The sequence below is a fragment of the Saccharothrix sp. BKS2 genome, from assembly GCF_047689505.1.
GTDB classification, from domain to species: Bacteria; Actinomycetota; Actinomycetes; order Mycobacteriales; family Pseudonocardiaceae; genus Actinosynnema; species Actinosynnema lopnurensis.
Genome location: NZ_JAUQOL010000014.1, coordinates 102240 through 125774, shown reverse-complemented (window position 1 = coordinate 125774; position 23535 = coordinate 102240). Strand labels below are relative to the sequence as shown.

The following is a 23535-nucleotide window of genomic DNA, read 5'->3' as shown; positions in this document are numbered from 1 at the left end:
CGACCAGGCAACACCGCCTGGTCCGGCAGCACCACGACTCGGCGCCCGGCCCGCACCCCTGGTCCGGTGGCCCGCGGGCACCCCTAGTCCGGCAGCACCACCGACACGATCCCGGCCAGGTGCGCCAACCGCGCCACCTCCGCCGCCCGGAACATCGGCCCCCCGGGCCGCCCCACCAGCAGCACCCGGTCCGGCTTGCCCAGCGGCGTCGCGGCCAGCTCCGTGCCCAGCTCCTGCCACGTCTCCGGCACCCACTCGTCGTCGCCGTCCAGCACGGTCGCCCGCGCCAGCGGCAGCCACGGCGGGGACGACGGCAGGCCCGCCTCGGGCGCGGCGGACGACGAGGTCAGCCGGCGCAGCGCGGTGCCGTCCCACGACACCACCACCGCCCACCCCGCGCGGATGATCTTCGGCACGCCCTCGGTGAACACCGCCAGCCCGTGCGCGGGCTCCTCCGCGACCTCCTCGACCAGCTCCAGCTCGCGGTGGGTGTCCAGCACACCCGCGTACGGCCGCACCGCGTCCACCTCGACCCCGTCGATGGACTCCGCCGCCGTGATGAGCACGTCCGGCAGCCTGCCCGACGGCAGCTCCACCACCAGGTCGTCGATGGCCAGCCCCGCGCCGCGCTCCACCACGTCCACGCTGAGTATGTCGGCCCCGATCTCGCCGAGCGCGGAGGCGACGGCGCCCAGGGTGCCGGGACGGTCCGGGAGCTGGACCCGGATCAGGAAGGACACGGTGCACGCCTCCAGGCTGGAACGGACTTGCCGGCCGCTGATTCTCGCAGACGCAGCTTCGCTTTCCGACCCACCAGCCGCGTTGCCCGCCGGTAAAATCGCGCACCCACGCGCGCGAGCGAGGGTAACCCGGTACGAGGCCGCCCTGACCAGCCAATAGACTCGGCAGGTCCAAAATCCGAGAAAACCAGACCCCCGGGGGTTGACGAGGTGCCCAGCATCTCCCGCGACGAGGTCGCGCACCTGGCCCGACTGGCGAGGCTCGCCGTCACCGACGACGAGCTGGACCTGTTCGCCGGTCAGCTGGACGTGATCCTCCAGTCGGTGGCCACGGTGGGCGACATCGCCACCGCGGACATCCCGCCCACTTCGCACGCCGTTCCGCTGACCAACGTGTTCCGCGAGGACGTGGTGCGTCCCAGCCTCGGTCAGCAGCAGGCGCTGGCGGGCGCCCCCGCCGCCGAGGAAGGCCGCTTCCGCGTCCCCCGCATCCTGGGTGAGGAAGCATGAGCGACTTGATCCGCAGCACCGCCGCCGAGCTGGCGGCCAAGATCGCGAGCCGCGAGGTCTCCGCGGTCGAGGTCGCGCGGGCCCACCTCGACCGGATCGACCAGGTCGACGGCGCGGTGCACGCGTTCCTGCACGTCGACACCGAGGGCGCGCTGGCCGCCGCGAAGAAGGTGGACGACGACCTCGCCGCCGGGGTCGAGGTCGGCCCGCTGGCCGGCGTGCCGCTGGCCCTCAAGGACGTCTTCACCACCGAGGGCGTGCCCACCACCTGCGGTTCGAAGATGCTGGAGGGCTGGCGCCCGCCCTACGACGCCACGGTCACCCGCCGCCTCAGGCAGGCGGGCATCGTGATCCTCGGCAAGACCAACATGGACGAGTTCGCGATGGGCTCGTCCACCGAGAACTCGGCCTACGGCCCAACCCGCAACCCGTGGGACCTCGACCGCATCCCGGGCGGCTCCGGCGGCGGCTCGTCCGCCTCGCTGGCCGCGTTCGAGGCGCCGCTGGCGATCGGCACGGACACCGGCGGCTCGATCCGCCAGCCCGGCTCGGTCACCGGCACGGTCGGCGTGAAGCCCACCTACGGCGGCGTCTCCCGGTACGGCCTGGTGGCGTTCTCCTCCTCGCTGGACCAGGCGGGGCCGTGCGCGCGGACCGTGCTGGACGCGGCGCTGCTGCACGAGGTCATCGGCGGCCACGACCCGCTGGACTCGACCTCGGTGAACGCCCCCGTGCCGCCGGTCGTCGCGGCCGCCCGCGAGGGCGCCTCCGGTGACCTGTCGGGCGTGCGCGTCGGCGTGGTCACGCAGTTCAGCGGCGAGGGCTACCAGCCGGGCGTGCTGCGCAGCTTCGAGGCGGCCGTGGCGCAGCTCAAGCAGCTCGGCGCGGAGATCGTCGAGGTCTCCTGCCCGAGCTTCGACTACGCGCTGCCCGCCTACTACCTGATCGCGCCCAGCGAGGCGTCCTCGAACCTGGCCCGCTTCGACGCCATGCGCTACGGCCTGCGCGTCGGCGACGACGGCACGCGCAGCGCCGAGGAGGTCATGTCGCTGACCCGCGAGGCGGGCTTCGGGGCCGAGGTCAAGCGGCGGATCATGATCGGCACCTACGCGCTGTCCTCGGGCTACTACGACGCCTACTACGGGTCGGCGCAGAAGGTGCGGACGCTGATCTCGCGCGAGTTCGAGCAGGCGTTCGCCACGGTGGACGTGCTGGTCTCGCCGACCACGCCGACCACGGCGTTCCGGATCGGCGAGCGCACCGGCGACCCCATGGCCATGTACAAGGCGGACCTCTGCACGATCCCCGCCAACCTGGCCGGCAACGCCGCCATGAGCGTCCCCAGTGGACTGTCCGACGAGGACGGGCTGCCGGTGGGCCTCCAGATCATGGCCCCGGCGCTCCAGGACCACCGCATGTACCGGGTGGCTGCGGCCTACGAGGTGGCCCGGGACGCGGCGGCCGGCGCGCCGCTGATCCTGGGCGTGCCGGAGCCGGCGGTGGCGCGGTGAAGCGGGCGCGGCCGTTCCTGTCGCTGGTCGGCGCCGCGGGCGCGGCCACCAGCGCGTTCTCCACGTTGAAGTCGGCCCGCGGCAAGAACGACAAGCTGGCCCTGGCCAACGCGGCGGCGAGCATCCTGGTGGCGATCACGGGCGCGGCGCTGGCCGCGCGGGATCTGCGGAAGGGCGGGAAGGCATGACGTCGGTGCACGAGCTGATGGACTACGCCGAGGTCATCGAGCGCTTCGACCCGGTGCTGGGGCTGGAGGTGCACGTCGAGCTGCACACCAGCACCAAGATGTTCTGCGGGTGCGCGAACCTGTTCGGCGGCGAGCCGAACACCCACGTGTGCCCTGTCTGCCTGGGGCTGCCGGGCGCGCTGCCCGCGGTCAACGGCAAGGCGGTGGAGTCGGCCATCCGCATCGGCCTGGCGCTGAACTGCGAGATCGCCGAGTGGTGCCGGTTCGCCCGGAAGAACTACTTCTACCCGGACATGCCGAAGAACTTCCAGACCTCCCAGTACGACGAGCCGATCGCGTTCAACGGCTGGCTGGACGTGCTGCTGGACGACGGAGAGGTGGTGCGGGTCGAGGTCGAGCGCGCCCACATGGAGGAGGACACCGGCAAGTCGCTGCACGTGGGCGGCGCGACGGGCCGCATCCACGGCGCCGAGCACTCGCTGCTGGACTACAACCGGGCGGGCGTGCCGCTGATCGAGATCGTCACCAAGCCGATCACCGGCACGGGCGAGCGCGCGCCGGAGGTGGCGCGGGCCTACGTGTCGGCGCTGCGCGACCTGCTCAAGGCGCTGGACGTGTCGGACGTGCGGATGGACCAGGGCTCGCTGCGGTGCGACGCGAACGTGTCGCTGATGGCCAAGGACGCCACCGAGTTCGGCACCCGCACCGAGACCAAGAACGTCAACTCGCTGCGCAGCGTCGAGCGGGCCGTGCGGTTCGAGATGACGCGGCAGGCGGCGGTGCTGGCGGCCGGCGGCTCGATCACCCAGGAGACCCGGCACTTCGACGAGTCCACCGGCGGCACGTCCTCCGGTCGCACCAAGGAGACGGCCGAGGACTACCGGTACTTCCCGGAGCCCGACCTGGTGCCGATCGCGCCGTCCCGGGAGTGGGTCGAGGAGCTGCGCGGCACGCTGCCCGAGCTGCCGTGGGAGCTGCGCCGGCGGGTGCAGCAGGAGTGGGGCCTGACCGACGCCGAGCTGCGCGACCTGGTCAACACCGGCGCGCTGGACCTGGTGGCGGCGACGGTCGCGGCCGGGGCGACCCCGGTCGAGGCCCGGTCGTGGTGGGTGTCCTACCTGCCGCAGCAGGCCAACAACCGGGGCGTGGAGCTGGTCGGGCTGGCGATCACCCCGGCGCAGGTGGCGCGGGTGGTGGCGCTGGTGAACTCGGGCGAGCTGACCAACAAGCTCGCCCGCGAGGTCGTCAACGCGGTGCTCGACGGCGAGGGCGAGCCGGAGGCCGTGGTCGAGGCCCGGGGCCTGAAGGTGGTCTCGGACGACTCGGCGCTGGAGCTGGCGGTGGACGAGGCGCTGGCCGCGCAGCCGGACGTGGCGGCCAAGATCCGCGACGGCAAGGTCGCGGCGGCGGGCGCGATCGTCGGCGCGGTGATGAAGGCGACGAAGGGCCAGGCGGACGCCAAGCGCGTGCGGGAGCTGGTGATCGCGCGCTGCTCGTGAGCGGTCGGGCGAGGTGAGGGGGCGGGTCCCGGTGGGGGGCCCGCCCCTTTCGCGTGCCGGGGACCCGGTGGGGCGGACCGGGTGGGACGGGTCCGGTGGGACGGACCGGGTGGGGCGGACCGGGTGGGACGGACCCGGCGGGACTGTCGCGGGGCGACTGTCGCGGGAGGATTCCACCTCGGCGGGCCCGGCCGGAGTACCAGTATTGCGGCCCCGCGGTCACTGCATTCCGTTAATTGATTACTCCGTTGGAGTGGTAACGTCCATGGCTAAGTGATGCCGCTGCTGGTCAGACGTGGGCTTGATCACTTTCTTCGTCGCTCTCGGTGAAAATTTTCCATCCGGCTGCGTCCATCTGTGTCAGGCTGGGCCCGTTCGGTCGGTCGGGGAGGACCGCCGGACGCCACCGCCGATGCCCCCCGCCGCGGGGCCGTTGCAGGGGAGGACAACGCCATGCCCGGAACCGATCCCGAGCTGGTCGCCGAGATCAACTCCATCGAGGACGCGATCGAGGACGAGATCATCGACGCGATCACCGAGGAGGAGCTGCCGCCCGCCCTCGTCGTCCCCGACGGTGGTGACGACCCGAACGGCGGCCCGTACAAGCCGACCGACGACCCGCTCGTCACCCCGATGGGCGGCCCGTACAAGCCGACCGGCGACCCCGTGGTCACCCCGATGGGCGGGCCCTACAAGCCCACCGGCGACCCGGCGGAGACCAACGGCGGCCCGTACAAGCCGACCACCGACGAACCGGCGGCCATCAGCACCACCTGATCCCGAGGTGAACGCGCGTCGGGTGCCCCCGGTCGGCCGGGGGTGCCCGCCCGCGGTGTGTGATCTGATATGACCGTGCCTGCGCCTTCACCCGCACGCGGACGACGCGGGACGCGCGACTCCGAGGACCCCGGCAGAGCCGTCGCGTCCGCGCGCCGGCTCCACCGCAACGCGCTGGACGCGGCGACCGCGGACCGCCACCCCGCTGCCATCCGGTGGATGCGCCGGGGCCTGGCCCTGCTGGAGATCCCCGGCATCGACCCGCAGGAGCGCCTGGAGGTCCGCACCCGGCTGCGCAACACCCTCGCGTTCTGCCTCGCCGAGACCGGCAACGTCGACGACGGCCTGACCCAGCTCGCGGGCGTGGACCAGGAGCTGTCCGGCCTGCGCGACGAGGCGCTGCGGGCCCAGCTGTCGACCAAGGTCAACCTCAACCGCGCCGCCCTGCTGTGCCGGGTGGGGCGGGTCGACGAGGGCGTGGCCCAGCTCGACCTGGAGATCGACCGCAGCGAGCGCCGCCTCGCCGCGCGCCGTACGGCTCCCGGGGTGCCCGGTCAGGGGATTCCCGGCTCCGGGGTGCCCGGTCCGGGGGTCTCGGGTCCCGGGGCCGCCGACACCGAGGCCGTGGACCTGCTCGCGCTCGCGCTGTCCAACCGCGGCAACGCGCACGGCGAGGCGCACCGCGTCGACCGGGCGGTCCGCGACCTCGACCGCGCCGTGGCCCTCGCCCGCACCCACGACCTGCCCCTGCGCGCGGCCATCGCCGAGCACGCCCTGGGCAACGTCGTGCAGCGCGCCGGCGACATCCCCGCCGCCCTGCGCCACTACCAGGACGCGAGCCGCGCCTTCCAGGAGCTGGAACCCGGCCTGCTGCTGCGCCTGCGCATCGACCAGGCCGAGGCCATGATCAGCGTCGGCCTCGCCGACGAGGCCGGCCGGCTGCTCGACGAGGTGCTGCCCGAGCTGCGCCGCCAGCGCATCGGGCAGGACGTCGCCGAGGCCGAGCTGTTCCGCGCCGCCGCGGCGCTCCAGGACGGCGACCTCGTGCTGGCCAAGCGGATGGCCGGTGCGGCGCAGCGCAAGCTGCTGCGGCGCGGCAGCCCGGCGTGGGCGGCGGTGGCGGGCCTGATCGCGCTGCGCGTGGACGTGTCGAAGGCGCTGGGGTTCCGCTGGCCGCCGGCCCGGGTCGTGGCCCGCGCGATCGCCCTGTCCGCCGAGCTGGCCGCGCTGAAGCTCGCCGACCAGGCCGCGTTCGCGCTGGTCCTGGCCGCCCGCGTGGAGATCCGCCGCGGCGCGCCCGACCGGGCCGCCGACCTGCTGCGCGGCGTGCCGACGACGCGCCGGATCACCCCCATCGACCACCGGATGCTGCTGCGGCTGTGCCGGGCGGAACTGGCCCTGGCCCGGGGCAACCGGCGGGTGGCGCTGGCCCAGGCCAAGGCCGGGCTCGCGGAGCTGGGCCGGATGCGCGACCGGCTCGGCGGCCTGGAACTGGTGTCCGGCACCGCCGTGCACGGCCGCGAACTCGGGGAGCTGGCCGTGCGCCTGGTGCTCGACGGCGGCGACTCCACCGCCAACGCCAAGCGCCTGTTCACCTGGCTGGAGCGCACCCGCGCCCAGCTCTACCGGTACGACCCGGTCGAATCCGATGCCGACTCGGAGCTGGGCGAGCGGATCGCCGAGGTGCGGCGGCTGAGCCGGGCCCTGCTGCGGGCCAGGCTCGACGGCCTGCCGACCGCCCGGCTGGAGGTGCTGCTCAAGGCCGGCCAGCGCGCCGCCAACCAGCTCGGCTGGAGCGCCACGCCCTGGGGCACGCCCCGCCCCGTCGTCACCGCCGAGGAGGTGCTCGCCCGGCTGACCGGGCGGGCGATGGTCAGCTACGCGATCGCCGGCGACGAGCTGACCGCCGTGGTGCTGGTCGACGACCGGGTGCGGCTGGTGCGGCTCGGCTCCGCCGCCGCGGTCACCGAGGACGCGCGCCGGCTGCACGCGGACCTCGACGCCCTCGCCCCCGACCACCTCCCGCCACCCCTGCTCGGGGTGATCTCGGCGTCCGCGCGGCGCGAGGCGGAGAAGCTGGACCGGGTGCTGCTGCGCCCCCTCGCCCCGATGATCGGCGACCGCGAACTGGTCGTCGTGCCCACCGGCACGCTGTACGTGGTGCCCTGGGGCGTGCTGCCCACCTGCGCCAACCGACCCACCACGGCCGTGCCCTCGGCCACCGCCTGGGTGTCGGCGGTCCGCGAGGACCGGCACCCGGCCGGCGGGGTGCTGCTGGTGCGCGGACCCGGGCTCCAGGCCGCGCAGGGCGAGATCGACCTGCTCGCCGGCTACCACGGCGACGCCAAGCTGCTCGGCGTGGCCGAGGCGAAGGTCGGGGCGGTGCTGGAGGCGCTCGACGGGGTCAAGCTGGCGCACATCGCCGCCCACGGCGAGCACGAGCCGGAGAACGCGCTGTTCTCGCGGCTGGAGCTGGTGGACGGGGCGATGTTCGCGCACGAGGTGGGCCGCGTGCGCCACCCGCCGCACCAGGTGGTGCTGGCGGCGTGCGAGCTGGCGCTCAACCGCGTGCGGCCCGGTGACGAGCCCCTGGGGTTCGCCGGGGCGCTGCTGGCCGGCGGCGCGCGCACGGTCATCGCCGCGTCCAGCAGGGTGGGTGACCAGCCGTCGGCGGCGGCCATGGCCGACTTCCACCGCAACCTCTCCGGTGGGGCGTCGCCCGCGGTGGCGTTGGCGGACGCGGTGGCCGTGGACCCGTTGCGCCGCCCGTTCGTCTGCCTGGGCTCGGGCTGAACGACCGGGGTTCGGCCGGGTGCCCTTTCGCTGCTGCCCCGCTGCCTTTCGCCCCGCTGTCCCGCCGCTCCGTCGCCGCCCCACCGCCCCCCGCTGCCCCGCCGCTGTCCTGCCACCCACCGCCCCACCGCCCCGCCGCCTTTCGCCCTGCTGCCCGACACCTCCTCCCCCCGTCCTCGCCCCGCCCGACCTGCCTTTCGTCCGGTCAACCAGCCTTTCGACCGGTTGACCGGGCAAGCACCCACCGACTACCCAGGGTTGAGGTGAATTCCCCCGGCGATCGGAGGGCGCGGTGCGTTCGCTGCTGCTGACGGTGGTGCTGCTGGCCACCCTGACCACACCCGCCACCGCCCAACCCCCGGCCGGCCGGGGCGCGGAACCGGGCAACGGCCCCGAGCGCCACCTCGTCGCCGCCGTCGACCCGCCGCCGGCCGTCACCGCCGCGCGGGGTGAGAACCGGCCCGAGGCCGTCCAGGGCTACCCGCGCCGCACCCTGCTGCGCGAGTTCCCCGAGCACCCCACCGACAGGTCGATCAAGCTCGGCCTCGCGCCGTACCACTCGCTCGCGCCGCGCCTGAACGACCTCCAGCGCCGCAGCGACCGGATCTCCGTCGAGGTGATCGGCCAGTCCACCGCGGGCCGCGACCTCTACCTGGTCACCCTCACCGCGCCCGAGACCCCGGCCGAGGCGCGCCGCCAGGACGCGTGGCGCGGGAAGATCGAGAACAACCCGGAGGCCGCCCGCCGCGACGTCCTGCTGCGCCACGCCTACAAGGCGCCGATCTGGATCAACGCCAACATCCACGGCGACGAGTGGGAGGGCACCGACGGGGCCCTGCGCGTGATCGAGGACCTGAGCCTCACCCGCGACCGGCGGGTGGTGGAGCTCCTCGGGCGCCACCGCGTGCACGTCAACCTCACCGCGAACCCGGACGGGCGCGTGGCCGGGACGCGCGCCAACGCGAGCGGGTTCGACCTGAACCGGGACTTCGCGACCTCGTCGCAGCCCGAGTCGCGGGCGATGCGCGACCTCGTCCAGCGCATCCAGCCCGTGCTGGTGCTCGACCAGCACGGGTACGTGGCCAACACGCTGATCGAGCCGACCACCCCGCCGCACGGCCAGAACTACGACTTCGACCTCTACATCAAGCACGGCTACGCGGGCGGGCTGCGCATGGAGCAGGCCGTGCAGGCGCTCGGCCACCCCGAGGCGGCCCGGCCCGAGATCCCCTTCCGCGACTACGAACCCGGCGTGTGGGACGGCTGGGCGCCGATCTACACCGCCCAGTACGCGATGTACCACGGCGCGGTGTCCTACACGATCGAGATCCCCATGAGGGTGAACCGAGGCGACTACGAGGCACAGCCGGTGCCCGAACTGCGGCGGCGCTCGGCCATCAACACCGATGTCGTGGAGGCGACCATCCGCGGCGCCCTGTCCTACGTGCGCGACCACCGCACGTCCATGGTCGACAACCAGGTCGAGATCTTCCGGCGCGGAGCCGCCGGCGAGCCGCAGCGGCGCCTGCCGGACGGGATCGTGCCGGGCTTCGGGCCGGAGGACCGGTACACCACGGAGTTCCCCCGCGCCTACGTCGTCCCGGTGGGCGACCGGCAGCGGTCCGGCCCCGCCGCGGCGAGGCTCGTGGACCACCTGGTGGCGCACGACGTGCGCGTCACCCGCGCCGACCGCCCCTTCACGCTCGGTGGCCGCCACTACCCGATCGGGTCGTACGTGGTGGACATGCACCAGCCGAAGCGCGCGCTGGCCAACGTGATGCTGGAGGCGGGCCGCGACCTGTCCGACGCGGTTCCGGTCATGTACGACATCTCCGGCTGGAGCCACCGCCTGCTGTGGGGCGCGTCGGTGGACGTGGTGCGCTCGGGCCGGCTGGACGTGCGGGGCCGCGCCGTCGTCGCCGCCGCCCCCACCGGCTCGCTGCCCGCCACGACCGGGGCGGGCTTCGCCCTAACCCTCACCGACGGCAAGGACGTCGCGGCGGTCAACGACCTCCTCGGTCACGGGATCGAGCTCCGCCGACACGAGGACGGCACCGTCGTGGCCCCCGCCACGGCCCGCGCGGAGGTGGCGGCGGCAGCCGACCGCCACGGCGTCCGGTTCACCCCCGGGAGGCCGGGCGGAACCCCGCTGCGCCCGGTGGCCGTGGCCGCCGCCGTGGCGGCCGACGAGTTGAAGGCGTTGCGCGACATGGGTTTCGACGTGCGCCCCGTGTCGACCGCCGTGCTCAACGGCGGGTTCGACCTGGCGCAGGTGGACGTGCTGGTCGTGTCCTCGGGACTGCGGTACGACCAGTTGGGTGAGGGGGCCAGGGCGGGGGTCGACGCCTTCCTGTCCCGTGGCGGCGTGGTGACCCGGGGTGCCGCGGGCGCCCGCTTCAACTCCGACACCGGTGTGCTGCCGGTCCGGGCGGTGGCGGGCAAGGAGGACGCGAACGGCGTGGTGGGCGTCACGGGCCCGACCGGGCGACCGGACCACACGTTCGTCTACGCCCCGCACTGGTTCACCGACCTGGGTGACGGTGTCGAGGTGATGCAGCGTTATCGGCAGCTGGTTGCCGGCCACTGGACCTCCCGCCCGGACGGTTCGGGTGGGCAGGAGGAGGCGGCCGGACAGGCGGCGGTGGTCGCCGGGACGTCGGCACGGGGGGCGAGGGCGGTGCTGTTCGGCACGGAACCACTCTTCCGAGACCACCCGAAAGGGTTGTACTGGCAGGTGGCCGACGCCATCTACCGCACGGCACAATGATCTTGTGCACTAGCGGCGGAACGACTCCCACCAGCCGTTCCACGTGGGTCGGACCCACACTTTCGGGTGAAGATGGCCCGAAAATGTACGGAAACACCGTCACCGATCATCGGTTGGAAATGAAATGGAGCCGCCGACCACCCCACCTGACCGACTACCCGACCACTCGGCCCGGCTGATCAGCTGACCGCCTGGTCCGGCTGACCGCCTGGCTCACCGCTCGGCCTGACCGCCTACCTGAGTGTCCGCTACCTGACTGACCGGCTCACCGCTTGGCTTGGCCGCCTGGCTTGACTGACCGGCTCACTGCTTGGCCTGACCACCGGGCTCACCGCCTGGCCTGACCGACGGGCTTCCCGACCAGCCTGACCGACCGGCCTGACCGACCGGCCTGACCACCGGCCTGACCACCGGCCTGACCGCCAGTCCCCAAACCGCAGCCGGCCCCTGTCCCCGAGACCTCAGTCCCGTCCGCCGTTGCCGCCGCCGGTTTGGCGCACGACAATCGCCACCCGGTCGTCGCTGGACACCGGCGACCCGCCGGGGGTCTTGTTCACGGTGCCCACCAGCGCGGTCTGGTCGTCCAGCGCCACCATCGGTCCGAGCCGCCCGAACCCGTCCTCGCCGTCGAGCGTCACCTCGGGCTTGCCGTTGAAGCTGCCGTCGGGGCTCATCGGCAGTGAGAGGCTGCCGGGTGTCGCCGACGTCGCCAGCCAGACCACGTCCGACATCGCCGCGCACCCGCCGACGCCCGGTCGTTCGGGCCAGGACCACGCCGGGTCGCCCAGGGGCTTGCCGGCGTCCACGCGGTAGAGCAGGTCGGCTGACGTGCCGGCGTCGGTCACCCAGGTCTTCGTGCCGTCGCCCGACACGCACAGGCCGCCCGGTGAGCGCAGGCCGCTGGTCAGCACCCGGGAGCCCGCCGCCGGGTTGCCGCGGGCCGGCTGGCCGGAGCCGTCGATCCGGAGGATCTTCCCGGCCAGCGAGTTCGGGTCCGCGGCCAGCGCCGGGTTGCCGGCGTCGCCGGTCGCCACCAGCAGCGCGCCCGTGCGGTCGTGGGTCAGGGCGCCCCGGTTGCCCGACGCGCCCTTCGGGATGCCGGTCAGCACCGGTTTCGGCACGTCACCGGGCGCTATGCGCATCACCCGGTTGTCGGTCGCCGTCGTCACGTAGACGTAGACCAGCTGGTCCTCGGCGTAGGTCGGGGACAGCGTCAGGCCGGTCAGGCCGCCGCCCGTGGTGGCGTCCACCTCGAACTTCGCCAGCTCGACCGGGTCCACGTCTTTGGTCACTCGCAGCAACCGGCCGGTCGCCCGTTCGGTCGCCAGCGCCGTCACCGCACCGGTGGACTGGTTCACGTCGATCAGCGCCACCCCGGACACCGGGTCCAGGCACGTCGCGACCACGGCCGGGCTGAAGTCCTTGCACCCCTGCGGCGGCGGCACCGGCGTCGGCGACTGGCCGGGCTGCTGGCCCTGGGGGCTGGGCGGCAGTTCGCCGGGCAGTTCGGGGCGCGGCCCCGCCTGCGGCGTCAGCTGCTGGGCCGGGCTCCACTCCGCCGGTGAGGGCTGCTCGGGAAAGCTCGCGCAGCCCGCGGCCAACAGGCCCAGGGCCGACCCGATCAGCACTCCACGCAGTCGCGACACGCCATCCAGACTAGGTGCGCGGTCGTGAACGCGGGGTGAGCGGCCCGAGCGCCGAGAGGGGACGAGCCAAGACGAGCCGAGACGGCCCGAGACGACCCGACCCGAAACGAGACGAGCCACCGGCCCCACCCCCACCTATGACAGTCGTCACGACCCAAGGGGAAAGCCGGCCAGGGGCGGCGGAGGCGGTGTGGCGGCAGGGGAGTCGACGTGCGTAACGTGCCCGGCGTGACGCTGCCCCACCGTGGAACCGACGACGAGTTGACCGTGCTGGTGCCCGACGACCTGGGTGTCCACGTGCTGTCCGAGGTGGAGGGTGTCCGGCCCGTCCGCTACGAGCCGGGCCGCGAGCTGCCCGCCGAGGCCGCGCGGGCCCGGGTCCTGGTGCCGAAGTTCCTCCAGGGCACCGACCCGGCCGGGGTGTTCGCCCAGCTGCCCGCGCTGGAGCTGGTGCAGCTGCTGTCGGCCGGCGCGGAGCGGTTCATCGGGGTCGTGCCCGACGGGGTGCTGCTGTCCACGTGCCGGGGCGCCCACGGCGGCAGCACGGCGGAGTGGGCGATCGGCGCACTGCTCGCCGTCTACCGGGACTTCCCGGTGTTCGAGCGGGCCCGGCAGGAGCGGCGCTGGGACTACCACCTGACGGAGACGTTGCAGGACAAGGAGGTGCTCGTGGTCGGCGCGGGCGACCTCGGTGAGCAGTTCCGCCGCCGGCTGGAGCCGTTCGGGGCGAGCGCGACCATGGTCGGCCGCACGGCCCGCCCCGGGGTGCACGGCGTGGACGAGCTGCCCGACCTGCTGGGCCGTTTCGACGCGGTCCTGGTCGTGGTGCCGCTGACCGCCGAGACCACCGGGATGGTCGACGCGAAGTTCCTCTCCCGGATGCGCGACGGCGCGGTCCTGGTCAACGCCGCGCGCGGGGCCGTGGTCGACACCGACGCGCTGCTGGCCGAGCTGGGCTCGGGCCGGCTGCGGGCGGCGCTGGACGTGACCGAGCCGGAGCCGCTGCCGGCCGACCACCCGCTGTGGTCGGCGCCCGGCCTGTTCCTCACCCCCCACGTGGCGGGCAGCTGCACGGGGCACGCCGAGCGCGCCTACGCGGTCGTCGCCTCAGAGGTGGCCCGGTTCGCGCGCGGTGAGCAGCCGGCCAACCTGGTCGAGGGGGACTACTAGCCCGTTCGGTCTACCGGGCGCTGCGGAACGGACGCTCGCGGTGGTCGGCCGAACCTCCTAACGTGCGGGTGCGTGGCTACTCACGACGACCGCTCCGGTGCTTCGGGCGGCTACTCCGGCTCAGGGCCCTACCCGACCGGAGGGGCGCACCACTTCGACGACGGCACCCGGTCGTTCGGTCGGGACACCTACAGCGACGCCCACGGCAACCCCCGCGGCAACGCCTACGACGACCCCTACGACACCGCCCGCGACAAGGACACCCGGGGCTTCGACACGACCGGGTACACGCCGGTGGTCGACGACGCCGACCCGGAGCCCACCCACTACGACGACGAGGACGAGCGCACACCGTTCGGCTGGAGCGGCAGCGCCGACCTCGGCCTGTTCGTGCTGCGCCTGGCGCTGGGCGGGGCGTTCGTCGTGCACGGGTTGCAGAAGGTGTTCGGCCTGCTCGGCGGGCCGGGCATCGACGGCTTCGAGCGGTACCTCCAGGCGGCCGGGTTCCGGGAGGCGCGGATCCTGGCGTGGGTCACCGGCGTCACCGAGCTGGCGGGCGGCGGCCTGCTGGTCCTGGGCCTGTTCACGCCGCTGGCGGCGGCCGGGGTCCTGGGCGTGGTGGCGAACGTGATCGCGCTCAAGTTCCGGGGCGGGTTCTTCGCGCCCAACGGCGTGGAGCTGGAGGTCGCCTACGCGGCGATGGCGTTCGGCCTGCTCTTCACCGGTCCGGGCCGGGCGGCGCTCGACCGCGGCCGCAGCTGGTTCCGCCACCCCCTGACGGCCGGCTTCCTGTGCCTGCTCCTCGCGGCGGGCGCCACCACGGCGACCCTGTACGTGTTCCGCTGACCTGCGGAAGGCCCGCGAAAGGCCCGCGACCAGACCCGCGACCGACCCCCGCCCAACCCCTCTGAACAGCGAAAACCGGCCGACGGAACCCCGCCGACCGGCCCTCGCGAACCGCCCCTACCTGTTCACGTCGCGCACCGCGCCCGTGGAGGCGTCAGTGGCCATCCGGGCGTAGGCGCGCAGCGCCGAGGTGACCGGGCGCACCCGGTCCACCGGCTGCCACGGCCGCTCCGACGCCTCCACCTTCGCCCGCCGCTCGGCCAGCACGGCCTCGTCGACCAGCAGCTCCAACCGCCGCTCGTGCACGTCGATCAGGATGCGGTCGCCGTCCTCGACCAGGCCGATCACGCCGCCGCCCGCCGCCTCCGGCGAGACGTGCCCGATGGACAGGCCGGACGTGCCGCCGGAGAACCGGCCGTCGGTGATGAGCGCGCACTTCTTGCCCAGGCCGGCGCCCTTGAGGAACGCGGTCGGGTGCAGCATCTCCTGCATCCCCGGCCCGCCCGCCGGCCCCTCGTAGCGGACCACGAGCACGTCACCCGCCTGGATCTCCTTCTTCAGGATCACCGAGACCGCTTCCTCCTGGGACTCGACCACGCGGGCCGGCCCCTCGAAGCGCCACAGCTCCTCCTCGACGCCCGCCGCCTTGATGACCGCGCCGCGCTCGGCCAGGTTGCCGCGCAGCACGGCCAGGCCGCCGTCCCTGGTGTAGGCGTGCTCGACGTCGCGGATGCAGCCGCCCGCCGCGTCCGTGTCGAGCTTCGACCAGCGGTTCGAGGTGGAGAACGCCTGCGTGGTGCGCACGCCGCCGGGCGCGGCGTGGAACAGCTCGACCGCCTCGGGCGAGGGGTCCGCCGCGCGGACGTCCCACGCCGACAGCCACGACGCCATGTCCGGGCTGTGCACGGTGCGCACGTCCTCGTTGAGCAGCCCGGCCCGCCACAGCTCGCCCAGCAGGGCCGGGATGCCACCGGCCCGGTGGACGTCCTCCATGTGGTAGTCCGAGTTCGGCGACACCTTCGCCAGGCACGGCACGCGCCTGCTCAGCGCGTCGATGTCGGTCAGCTCGAAGTCGACCTCGCCCTCCCGCGCGGCGGCGAGGATGTGCAGCACGGTGTTGGTGGAGCCGCCCATCGCCATGTCCAGCGCCATGGCGTTCTCGAACGCCGCGCGGTTGGCGATCGAGCGCGGCAGCACCGACTCGTCGTCGTCGCCGTAGTAGGCCCGGCACAGCTCGACCACGGTGCGGCCGGCCCGGGAGAACAGCTCGCGGCGGGCGGCGTGCGTGGCCAGCGTGGAGCCGTTGCCGGGCAGCGCCAGGCCCAGGGCCTCGGTGAGGCAGTTCATGGAGTTCGCGGTGAACATGCCCGAGCAGGAACCGCAGGTCGGGCACGCCGAGCGCTCCACCTCGGCCAGGCCGGCGTCGTCCACGTCCGGTGAGGCGGAGGCGGAGATGGCGGTGATCAGGTCGGTCGGCGCGACGGCGACGCCGTCCACCACGACCGCCTTGCCGGCCTCCATCGGCCCGCCGGAGACGAACACCACCGGGATGTTGAGCCGCATGGCGGCGTTCAGCATTCCCGGGGTGATCTTGTCGCAGTTGGAGATGCACACGATCGCGTCGGCCTGGTGCGCGTTGACCATGTACTCGACCGAGTCGGCGATGATCTCGCGCGAGGGCAGCGAGTAGAGCATCCCGCTGTGACCCATGGCGATGCCGTCGTCGACCGCGATGGTGTGGAACTCGCGCGGCACGCCGCCCGCCTCGCGGATCGCCTCCGCCACGATGTCGCCGAGGTCGCGGAGGTGCACGTGACCGGGCACGAACTGCGTGTAGGAGTTGGCGATGGCCACGATGGGCTTGCCGAAGTCCGAGTCGGTCATGCCGGTCGCACGCCACAGCGCGCGGGCTCCCGCGGCGTTGCGGCCGTGGGTCGTGGTGCGGGAACGGAGCGGTGGCACGGCTCCTCCAGGAAGTCTGCGTGGAAGCTGATCGCGAACGGCGCGGGGGTGGGCGCCGGTGGTGGGAGCGGTGCTTAGAGGCTACTCCGTCGCAACGCCCCCGTGACCAGCACAGCCGCCAGCGCGAGTGTGATGACGTGCACGGCGGTGCACCACAGGCAGATCTTGCCGATCAGCAGGAACTCGGCGGCCACCAGGTAGACCACGAACAGCACGCCCACGCCGGCCGCCGCCAGGCGCGCCCAGTGCAGCGCCGCCACCCGCCAGGCGAAGGGCAGGGTGGCGACGGTGAGGAAGGCGAAGAACGCCAGGCCGAGCACGGCGACGGGGATGCCCAGCAGCTCGGACTGCTCGCTGGTGGTGACCGTGCCGCAGTCGATGACCTCGCCCTCCGCGCACAGCAGCGCGCCCTGCCGGAAGTGGGCGATCGTGAGGTAGGTCGAGACGGCGAGGCCGGCCAGGGACAGCAGGAGGCTGACCACCGGCACCCGGCCCCACGCGCGGGTGGTGTGCTGGCTCACTCCCCGGACTTTACGGGCGGCGGCGTTGCCTCCTGGTCAGGCGCGGCGTCAGGAGCGGCGTCCCCCTGGTCGGGCACGGCGTCCCCGGGAGCCGCGACCGCCGCCGTGGGGTCGGCCACCCGACCGCCGCTGACCGCCGCCAACGCGGGCAGGTGCCCGGTCCGGACGGCGGGCAGCCGGACGAGGGTGTCGTCCGCCAGCACCGCCGACAACCACCCCTTCGGGTCAACCTTGATGGCCTTCACGTCCGCCCAGGGCAGCACGCGCCTGCCGAACGTGCTGCGCGCCACGATCCGCTCGCCGTCCACCGCCGTCCGGTTGCGCACCACCCACAGCGCGAAGCCCAGCGGCAGCAGGTAGATCACCTGGAGGCCGGGCGCGGCCCACGCCACCGGCGTCACGCAGATGAGGGCCAGGCCCGCGGCGAGCAGGGCGGGGGTGGGGACGCGGAACACGACTTTCGGCACGTCCCCGATGGTCCCACCTCGCCTTTCGGGCGTTCACGCCACCCGGTCGGGCGGTGCGCGGACCAGGCCGGGTTCCACGATCCGGGAGCGCCGTCCCGCACAGTTGACGCTCGCCGGGCTTGACGGTTAACGTCACCGCCATGCAGCGCAACCTCGTCCTCGTACTTCCCAGGCGCGTCGACGCCTAGGCAGTTCGAGCTTGCGTCGACGCGCGACCCTCGTCCTACCCGTCCGGGTTGGCGAGGGTTTTTTCGTGCCCGGACCGTGCACCCTTAACCACGAGGCAGAAGATGACCAGCGCAACCTCGCGACCGGCTCCCGGCGAGTCGTCGTCGCCCCGCCCTGGACCCCGCCCGAAACCGGCCCCGCCGAGCGGCGCCCCGGTCCGCGTGACCGGCGCCCAGTCGCTCGTCCGCTCCCTCGAAGCGGTCGGCTGCGAGGTGGTCTTCGGCATCCCCGGCGGCACGATCCTGCCTGCTTACGACCCGCTCCTGGACTCCACCAAGGTGCGCCACGTGCTCGTCCGCCACGAGCAGGGCGCGGGGCACGCCGCGACCGGCTACGCCCAGGCCACCGGCAAGGTCGGCGTCTGCATGGCGACCTCGGGCCCCGGCGCGACGAACCTGGTCACGCCGCTGGCCGACGCCAACATGGACTCCGTCCCGGTGGTCGCCATCACCGGCCAGCAGTCCCGTCCGCTGATCGGCACCGACGCGTTCCAGGAAGCGGACATCTGCGGCATCACGATGCCGATCACCAAGCACAACTTCCTGGTCACCGACGCCGCCGACATCCCGCGCGCGATCGCGGAGGCGTTCCACCTGGCGTCCACCGGCCGCCCCGGCCCCGTCCTGGTGGACATCCCCAAGGACGTGCTCCAGGAGATGACCTCGTACTCCTGGCCGCCGGAGCTGCGCCTGCCCGGCTACCGGCCGACCACCCGGCCGCACGGCAAGCAGGTGCGCGAGGCGGCGAAGCTGATCGCCGCGGCCCGCAGGCCCGTCCTCTACGTCGGCGGCGGCGTCATCAAGGCCGAGGCGTCGAACGAGCTGATGGCGCTCGCGGAGTCCACCGGCATCCCGGTGGTCACCACGCTGATGGCGCGCGGCGCGTTCCCCGACTCGCACCCGCAGCACCTGGGGATGCCGGGGATGCACGGCACGGTCTCCGCGGTCGCCGCCATGCAGGCGTCCGACCTGCTGATCGCGCTGGGCGCGCGGTTCGACGACCGGGTCACCGGCCAGCTGTCCACGTTCGCGCCGGACGCGCAGGTCGTGCACGCCGACATCGACCCCGCCGAGATCTCCAAGAACCGCCGCGCGGACGTGCCGATCGTGGGCGACTGCAAGGAGATCATCAGCGACCTGGTCGAGGCCGTCCGGGTGGAGAAGGAGAACGCCGCCCGCGCGGTCGACCTGGCCCCGTGGTGGGAGCAGCTCGACGTGTGGCGCGAGACGTTCCCGGTGGGCTACGACTGGCCCGACGACGGCACGCTGTCCCCGCAGTACGTGATCGAGCGGATCGGCGTGCTGACCCCGCCGGACACCCTGTTCACCGCGGGCGTCGGCCAGCACCAGATGTGGGCCGCGCAGTTCGTGAAGTACGAGTCCCCGCGCACCTGGATCAACTCCGGCGGCCTGGGCACGATGGGCTTCGCGGTGCCCGCCGCGATGGGCGCGAAGGCGGGCGTGCCGGGCGTCCAGGTGTGGGCCATCGACGGCGACGGCTGCTTCCAGATGACCAACCAGGAGCTGGCCACCTGCGCCATCGAGGGCCTCCCGATCAAGGTCGCCGTGATCAACAACGGCAACCTGGGCATGGTCCGGCAGTGGCAGACCCTGTTCTACGGCGAGCGGTACTCCAACACCGACCTGGGCACGCACAAGCACCGCATCCCCGACTTCAAGATGCTGGCCGAGGCCATGGGCTGCGCCGGGCTGCGCGCCGAGTCGAGGGACCAGGTCGACGCGGTGATCGAGCAGGCCATGGGGATCAACGACCGGCCGGTGGTCATCGACTTCGTGGTCGGCAAGGACGCCCAGGTGTGGCCCATGGTCGCGGCGGGCACCGGCAACAGCGAGATCATGGCCGCGCGGGGCATCCGCCCGCTGTTCGACGAAGACGATGTGTAGCGCCCGCCTCCCGGTGGGCGAGAGCCGCAACGACGAAGACGACGTCTAGGACTGATGATGACGAAGCACACCCTCAGCGTCCTGGTCGAGGACAAGCCCGGTGTCCTGGCCCGAGTGGCGGGCCTGTTCTCCCGGCGCGGCTTCAACATCGAGTCGCTCGCCGTCGGCCGCACCGAGCACCCCGACATCTCCCGGATGACCATCGTCGTGGCGGTGGAGGAGCTGCCGCTGGAGCAGGTCACCAAGCAGCTCAACAAGCTCATCAACGTCATCAAGATCGTCGAGTTGGAGCCCGCGGCCTCGGTGCAGCGGCAGCTCCTGCTCGTCAAGGTGCGCGCCGACGCGACGGTGCGCAGCCAGGTCCTCGAAACGGTGCAGCTGTTCCGCGCGAAGGTCGTCGACGTCTCCCCGGAGGCGGTCACCGTCGAGGCCACCGGCACGTCTGACAAGCTCGACGCGCTGTTGCGGATGCTGGAGCCCTACGGGCTCCGCGAGATCGTCCAGTCCGGCATGGTCGCCATCGGCCGTGGCGCCCGTTCCATCACCGCGACCGCGGTGCGCTGAAACCCGCTGTAGGAAAGGGAGTACCAACCAGTGAGCGTCGAGATCTTCTACGACGACGATGCCGACCTGAGCATCATCCAGGGGCGCAAGGTCGCGGTCATCGGCTACGGCAGCCAGGGTCACGCGCACGCGCTGAGCCTGCGCGACTCGGGCGTGGACGTGCGGATCGGCCTCCGCGAGGGCTCGAAGTCCGCGGCCAAGGCCGAGGAGGAGGGCCTGCGGGTCCTGACCAACGCCGAGGCGGCCGCCGAGGCCGACGTGATCATGGTCCTGGCGCCGGACACCGCGCAGCGGCACATCTACGCGCAGGACATCGCGCCGAACCTGAAGGACGGCGACGCGCTGTTCTTCGGCCACGGCTTCAACATCCGCTACGGCCTGATCGAGGCGCCGTCCAACGTGGACGTGGCCATGGTCGCGCCGAAGGGCCCCGGGCACCTGGTGCGGCGGCAGTTCGTGGACGGCAAGGGCGTGCCCGCGCTGATCGCGATCGAGCAGGACGCGACCGGCAACGCCCAGGCGCTCGCCCTGGCCTACGCCAAGGGCATCGGCGGCACGCGGGCGGGCGTCATCAAGACGACGTTCAAGGAGGAGACCGAGACCGACCTGTTCGGTGAGCAGGCGGTGCTCTGCGGTGGCGCGTCGGCGCTGGTGCAGGCCGGTTTCGAGGTGCTGACCGAGGCGGGCTACGCGCCCGAGGTGGCCTACTTCGAGTGCCTCCACGAGCTGAAGCTCATCGTCGACCTCATGTACGAGGGCGGCGTCGCCCGGATGCGCTACTCGATCTCCGACACCGCGGAGTACGGCGACCTGACCCGCGGCCCGCGCGTCATCACGCCCGCGGTGAAGGAGGAGATGCGCAAGATCCTGGCCGAGATCCAGGACGGCACCTTCGCCACCGAGTGGGTGAACGAGGACGACGCCGGCCGCGGCAACTACAAGAAGTTGCAGCAGGAGGGCGAGCAGCACCCGATCGAGGAGGTCGGCAAGAAGCTGCGCGGCCTCATGTCGTGGGTGGACCGGCCCATCACCGAAACGGCCTAGTACCTGCGGTTTCCGGCGGCCCGCGGTGTTCACCGGCACCGCGGGCTCCGGTATACCTAGGCCCCATGACCGACAGTGCGCCGATCTACGACGACAAGGCCCACGTCCGGGGCAACCTCGACCTCGCCGGTGTCACGTGGATCCGCAGCGACGAGGGCGCGGAGCAGGAGGAGGAGCACGTCGAGATCGCGTTCGTCGAGCACAGCGACGGCGTGACCTACACGGCGATGCGCAACTCCGCCCACCCCGAGGGCCCGGTGCTGGTCTTCACCCCGGCCGAGTGGGAGGCGTTCATCCTCGGCGTCAAGGACGGCGAGTTCGACGAGCCCTGGGACGACTGATCCGGTGCGCGAACGGTGAACTCGGGGGTCGCGAACGTACGACACGGTAGTCCCGAACGTACGACTCGCGCACGTGTCGAACACCCACGCCGCGCGAGTCGTACGTTCGGGACTCGCGAGTCGTACGTTCAGGTTGGGCGAGTCGTACGTTCGGGGTACCCGAGTTGAGCGTTCGGGATTCGTTGGTTGGGCCGGGTGCGGTGGTGGGCCGGTCGAACGGGACGCGCGTACCGTATTCCAGCAGGTGAAACGGGGGCACCCGCCGTTCTGGTCGGCGGGGTCGCTGACTATGCTCGTTAACAACCCGGACACATTGCCGTGGCCGGCCGGCGCGGGTGACGACCTGCAACGACGGCAACGACGGCCCCCGCGCTCACCACCCGACCAGACCGCTGGGAGCGACGTTCCGTGACCAAGCCCGTTGTCCTGATCGCCGAGAAGCTCGCACCGTCCGTTCTCGACGTCTTCGGCGAAGACATCGAGGTGCGCCACGTCGACGGCACCGACCGTCCCGCGCTGCTCGCCGCCGTCGCCACCGCCGACGCCCTCCTGGTCCGCTCCGCCACCAAGGTGGACGCCGAGGTGCTCAAGGCGACCACCAGGCTCAAGGTCGTCGCCCGCGCGGGCGTGGGCCTGGACAACGTCGAGGTGCCCGCCGCCACCGAGCGCGGCGTGATGGTCGTCAACGCGCCGACCTCCAACATCGTCAGCGCCGCGGAGCACGCCGTCGCCCTGCTGCTGGCCACGGCCCGCCAGATCCCGGCGGCCCACGCCACGCTCCAGGACCACCAGTGGAAGCGCAGCAAGTTCAACGGCGTCGAGGTCAACGGCAAGACCGTCGGCGTGGTGGGCCTGGGCAAGATCGGCCAGCTGTTCGCCGCCCGCATCGCCGCCTTCGGCACCACGGTCATCGCCTACGACCCGTACGTGTCGGCGGCCCGCGCCGCGCAGCTCGGCATCGAGCTGGTCACGCTGGAGGAGCTGCTGGAGCGCTCCGACTTCGTCTCGATCCACCTGCCGAAGACCCCGGAGACCAAGGGCCTGATCGGCGCCGAGCAGCTGGCCAAGGCCAAGCGCGGCGTCATCATCGTCAACGCCGCGCGCGGCGGGCTGATCGACGAGGAGGCGCTGGCCGAGGCGGTCAAGGAGGGCCAGGTCGGAGGCGCGGGCATCGACGTGTTCTCCACCGAGCCCACCACCGAGAGCCCGCTGTTCGGCGTCCCGAACGTGGTCGTCACCCCGCACCTGGGCGCGTCCACCACCGAGGCGCAGGACCGCGCGGGCACGGACGTGGCCCGCTCGGTGCTGCTCGCCCTGGCCGGCGACTTCGTGCCGGACGCGGTGAACGTGCAGGGCGGCGGCGTGGTCGGCGAGGAGGTCCGCCCGTACCTGCCGCTGGCGCAGAAGCTGGGCACGGTCGTCGCGGCGCTGTCCGCGAAGGCCCCGACCAGCGTCACGGTCGAGGTGCGCGGCGAACTGTCCAACGAGGACGTGGCGGTGCTGCCGCTGGCCGCGCTGCGCGGCGTGTTCTCCAGCGTGGTCGAGGAGCAGGTCACCTTCGTCAACGCGCCGGCGCTGGCCGAGTCGCTGGGCGTGCAGGTGGACCTGGTCAAGGAGCCGGAGAGCGCGAACCACCGCAGCCTGGTCACGGTGCGCGCGGTGCAGGCGGACGGCGCGGTCATCACCGTCTCGGGCACGCTCGCGGGCCTCGACCAGGTGCAGAAGCTGGTCGGCGTCAACGGCCGCGGCTTCGACCTGCGCGCCGAGGGCAACGTGCTGCTGCTGGAGTACCCGGACCGGCCGGGCGTGATGGGCACCGTCGGCACCCTGCTGGGCGAGGCGGGCGTGAACGTCGAGGCCGCGCAGATCAGCCAGACCAAGGACGGCCAGGACGCGTTCATGCTGCTGCGGGTGGACCGCCCGGTGGACTCCGCGGTGCTCGACCCGATCGGCGCGGCGGTCGGCGCCCGCACGGTGCGCTCGGTCGACTTCGACTGATTTGCAGGTCGTATTTCCCCGAACGGACTAACGCCGCCGGGACCTGCGATGTATATCGT

The 23535-nt window shown here is 72.9% G+C and carries 19 protein-coding genes; 14 read left to right on the top strand and 5 right to left on the bottom strand.

The features are described 5' to 3' along the window. Positions 1–83: 83 nt before the first annotated feature. Positions 84–740, bottom strand: coding sequence for an amino acid-binding protein (locus Q5530_RS28230; RefSeq protein ID WP_380641554.1), 657 nt, complete (start codon positions 738–740; stop codon positions 84–86). 210 nt (positions 741–950) lie between these two features. On the opposite strand from Q5530_RS28230, the gene gatC reads away from it, so the two are divergent. From gatC to Q5530_RS28195, 7 genes are all read left to right on the top strand, one after another. Beyond that, positions 951–1250: an Asp-tRNA(Asn)/Glu-tRNA(Gln) amidotransferase subunit GatC gene (gatC, locus tag Q5530_RS28225; protein ID WP_015804727.1), complete on the top strand. Its 300-nt coding sequence runs from the start codon at positions 951–953 to the stop codon at positions 1248–1250. After that, positions 1247–2761, top strand: a complete 1515-nt coding sequence (gene gatA / locus Q5530_RS28220) for an Asp-tRNA(Asn)/Glu-tRNA(Gln) amidotransferase subunit GatA (RefSeq protein ID WP_415365833.1) — start codon at positions 1247–1249, stop codon at positions 2759–2761. The genes gatC and gatA overlap by 4 nt, the downstream gene beginning before the upstream one ends. Beyond that, a complete protein-coding gene (locus Q5530_RS28215; protein ID WP_415365832.1) occupies positions 2758–2949 on the top strand; it encodes a hypothetical protein in 192 nt (63 codons plus the stop codon). The genes gatA and Q5530_RS28215 overlap by 4 nt, the downstream gene beginning before the upstream one ends. Continuing rightward, positions 2946–4448: an Asp-tRNA(Asn)/Glu-tRNA(Gln) amidotransferase subunit GatB gene (gatB, locus tag Q5530_RS28210; RefSeq protein ID WP_415365831.1), complete on the top strand. Its 1503-nt coding sequence runs from the start codon at positions 2946–2948 to the stop codon at positions 4446–4448. The genes Q5530_RS28215 and gatB overlap by 4 nt, the downstream gene beginning before the upstream one ends. Positions 4449–4901: 453 nt before the next feature. Then, positions 4902–5225: a hypothetical protein gene (locus Q5530_RS28205; protein WP_415365829.1), complete on the top strand. Its 324-nt coding sequence runs from the start codon at positions 4902–4904 to the stop codon at positions 5223–5225. Between the two features lie 219 nt (positions 5226–5444). Beyond that, entirely contained in the window at positions 5445–8018 is a 2574-nt protein-coding gene (locus Q5530_RS28200) for a CHAT domain-containing protein (protein WP_415365828.1), read from the top strand. A 292-nt stretch (positions 8019–8310) separates the two neighbouring features. Beyond that, positions 8311–10785: a M14 family zinc carboxypeptidase gene (locus Q5530_RS28195; RefSeq protein WP_415365827.1), complete on the top strand. Its 2475-nt coding sequence runs from the start codon at positions 8311–8313 to the stop codon at positions 10783–10785. Positions 10786–11246: 461 nt separating this feature from the next. On the opposite strand, the gene Q5530_RS28190 is transcribed toward Q5530_RS28195, so the two are convergent. Beyond that, positions 11247–12431 carry a PQQ-dependent sugar dehydrogenase gene (locus tag Q5530_RS28190; RefSeq protein WP_415365826.1) on the bottom strand — a complete coding sequence of 395 codons (1185 nt, stop codon included), beginning with the start codon at positions 12429–12431 and terminating at the stop codon, positions 11247–11249. Positions 12432–12659: 228 nt separating this feature from the next. Here Q5530_RS28190 and Q5530_RS28185 point away from each other — a divergent pair, with 228 nt between their 5' ends. Both Q5530_RS28185 and Q5530_RS28180 read left to right on the top strand, forming a co-directional pair. After that, on the top strand, positions 12660–13601 hold the full coding sequence (locus tag Q5530_RS28185; protein WP_415365825.1) for a 2-hydroxyacid dehydrogenase: 942 nt from the start codon (positions 12660–12662) through the stop codon (positions 13599–13601). A gap of 72 nt (positions 13602–13673) precedes the next feature. Further along, positions 13674–14447, top strand: a complete 774-nt coding sequence (locus tag Q5530_RS28180; RefSeq protein WP_415365824.1) for a DoxX family protein — start codon at positions 13674–13676, stop codon at positions 14445–14447. A 117-nt stretch (positions 14448–14564) separates the two neighbouring features. Here Q5530_RS28180 and ilvD read toward each other — a convergent pair whose 3' ends face one another. From ilvD to Q5530_RS28165, 3 genes are all read right to left on the bottom strand, one after another. After that, entirely contained in the window at positions 14565–16409 is a 1845-nt protein-coding gene (gene ilvD / locus Q5530_RS28175; protein ID WP_415365823.1) for a dihydroxy-acid dehydratase, read from the bottom strand. A gap of 74 nt (positions 16410–16483) precedes the next feature. Continuing rightward, positions 16484–16930, bottom strand: coding sequence for a vitamin K epoxide reductase family protein (locus Q5530_RS28170; RefSeq protein WP_380641533.1), 447 nt, complete (start codon positions 16928–16930; stop codon positions 16484–16486). Continuing rightward, positions 16927–17397 (bottom strand): PH domain-containing protein, encoded by a 471-nt coding sequence (locus tag Q5530_RS28165; RefSeq protein WP_415365822.1) that lies wholly within the window; start codon positions 17395–17397, stop codon positions 16927–16929. Before Q5530_RS28165 ends, Q5530_RS28170 begins: the two co-directional genes overlap by 4 nt. 290 nt (positions 17398–17687) lie before the next feature. On the opposite strand from Q5530_RS28165, the gene Q5530_RS28160 reads away from it, so the two are divergent. The 5 genes from Q5530_RS28160 (at position 17688) to serA (ending at position 23476) form a co-directional block, all read left to right on the top strand. Beyond that, the gene (locus Q5530_RS28160; RefSeq protein WP_415365820.1) at positions 17688–19529 is read left to right on the top strand and encodes an acetolactate synthase large subunit; all 1842 of its coding nucleotides are present in this window, start codon (positions 17688–17690) and stop codon (positions 19527–19529) included. 57 nt (positions 19530–19586) lie between these two features. Beyond that, positions 19587–20093: an acetolactate synthase small subunit gene (gene ilvN, locus Q5530_RS28155; protein WP_380641527.1), complete on the top strand. Its 507-nt coding sequence runs from the start codon at positions 19587–19589 to the stop codon at positions 20091–20093. Positions 20094–20123: 30 nt separating this feature from the next. Further along, positions 20124–21137 (top strand): ketol-acid reductoisomerase, encoded by a 1014-nt coding sequence (ilvC, locus tag Q5530_RS28150; RefSeq protein ID WP_380641525.1) that lies wholly within the window; start codon positions 20124–20126, stop codon positions 21135–21137. Between the two features lie 65 nt (positions 21138–21202). Continuing rightward, a complete protein-coding gene (locus Q5530_RS28145; RefSeq protein WP_415365818.1) occupies positions 21203–21478 on the top strand; it encodes a DUF397 domain-containing protein in 276 nt (91 codons plus the stop codon). A 408-nt stretch (positions 21479–21886) separates the two neighbouring features. Next, positions 21887–23476 carry a phosphoglycerate dehydrogenase gene (serA, locus tag Q5530_RS28140; RefSeq protein ID WP_415365816.1) on the top strand — a complete coding sequence of 530 codons (1590 nt, stop codon included), beginning with the start codon at positions 21887–21889 and terminating at the stop codon, positions 23474–23476. Positions 23477–23535: the final 59 nt, after the last annotated feature.

Bases quoted from the DNA above. Each gene is read 5' to 3' on its own strand.
- ilvN (WP_380641527.1), top strand. From the start codon at position 19,587: ATGACGAAGCACACCCTCAGCGTCCTGGTCGAGGACAAGCCCGGTGTC.
- Q5530_RS28205 (WP_415365829.1), top strand. From the start codon at position 4,902: ATGCCCGGAACCGATCCCGAGCTGGTCGCCGAGATCAACTCCATCGAG.
- Q5530_RS28160 (WP_415365820.1), top strand. From the start codon at position 17,688: ATGACCAGCGCAACCTCGCGACCGGCTCCCGGCGAGTCGTCGTCGCCC.
- gatB (WP_415365831.1), top strand. From the start codon at position 2,946: ATGACGTCGGTGCACGAGCTGATGGACTACGCCGAGGTCATCGAGCGC.
- Q5530_RS28145 (WP_415365818.1), top strand. From the start codon at position 21,203: ATGACCGACAGTGCGCCGATCTACGACGACAAGGCCCACGTCCGGGGC.
- Q5530_RS28200 (WP_415365828.1), top strand. From the start codon at position 5,445: ATGCGCCGGGGCCTGGCCCTGCTGGAGATCCCCGGCATCGACCCGCAG.
- gatA (WP_415365833.1), top strand. From the start codon at position 1,247: ATGAGCGACTTGATCCGCAGCACCGCCGCCGAGCTGGCGGCCAAGATC.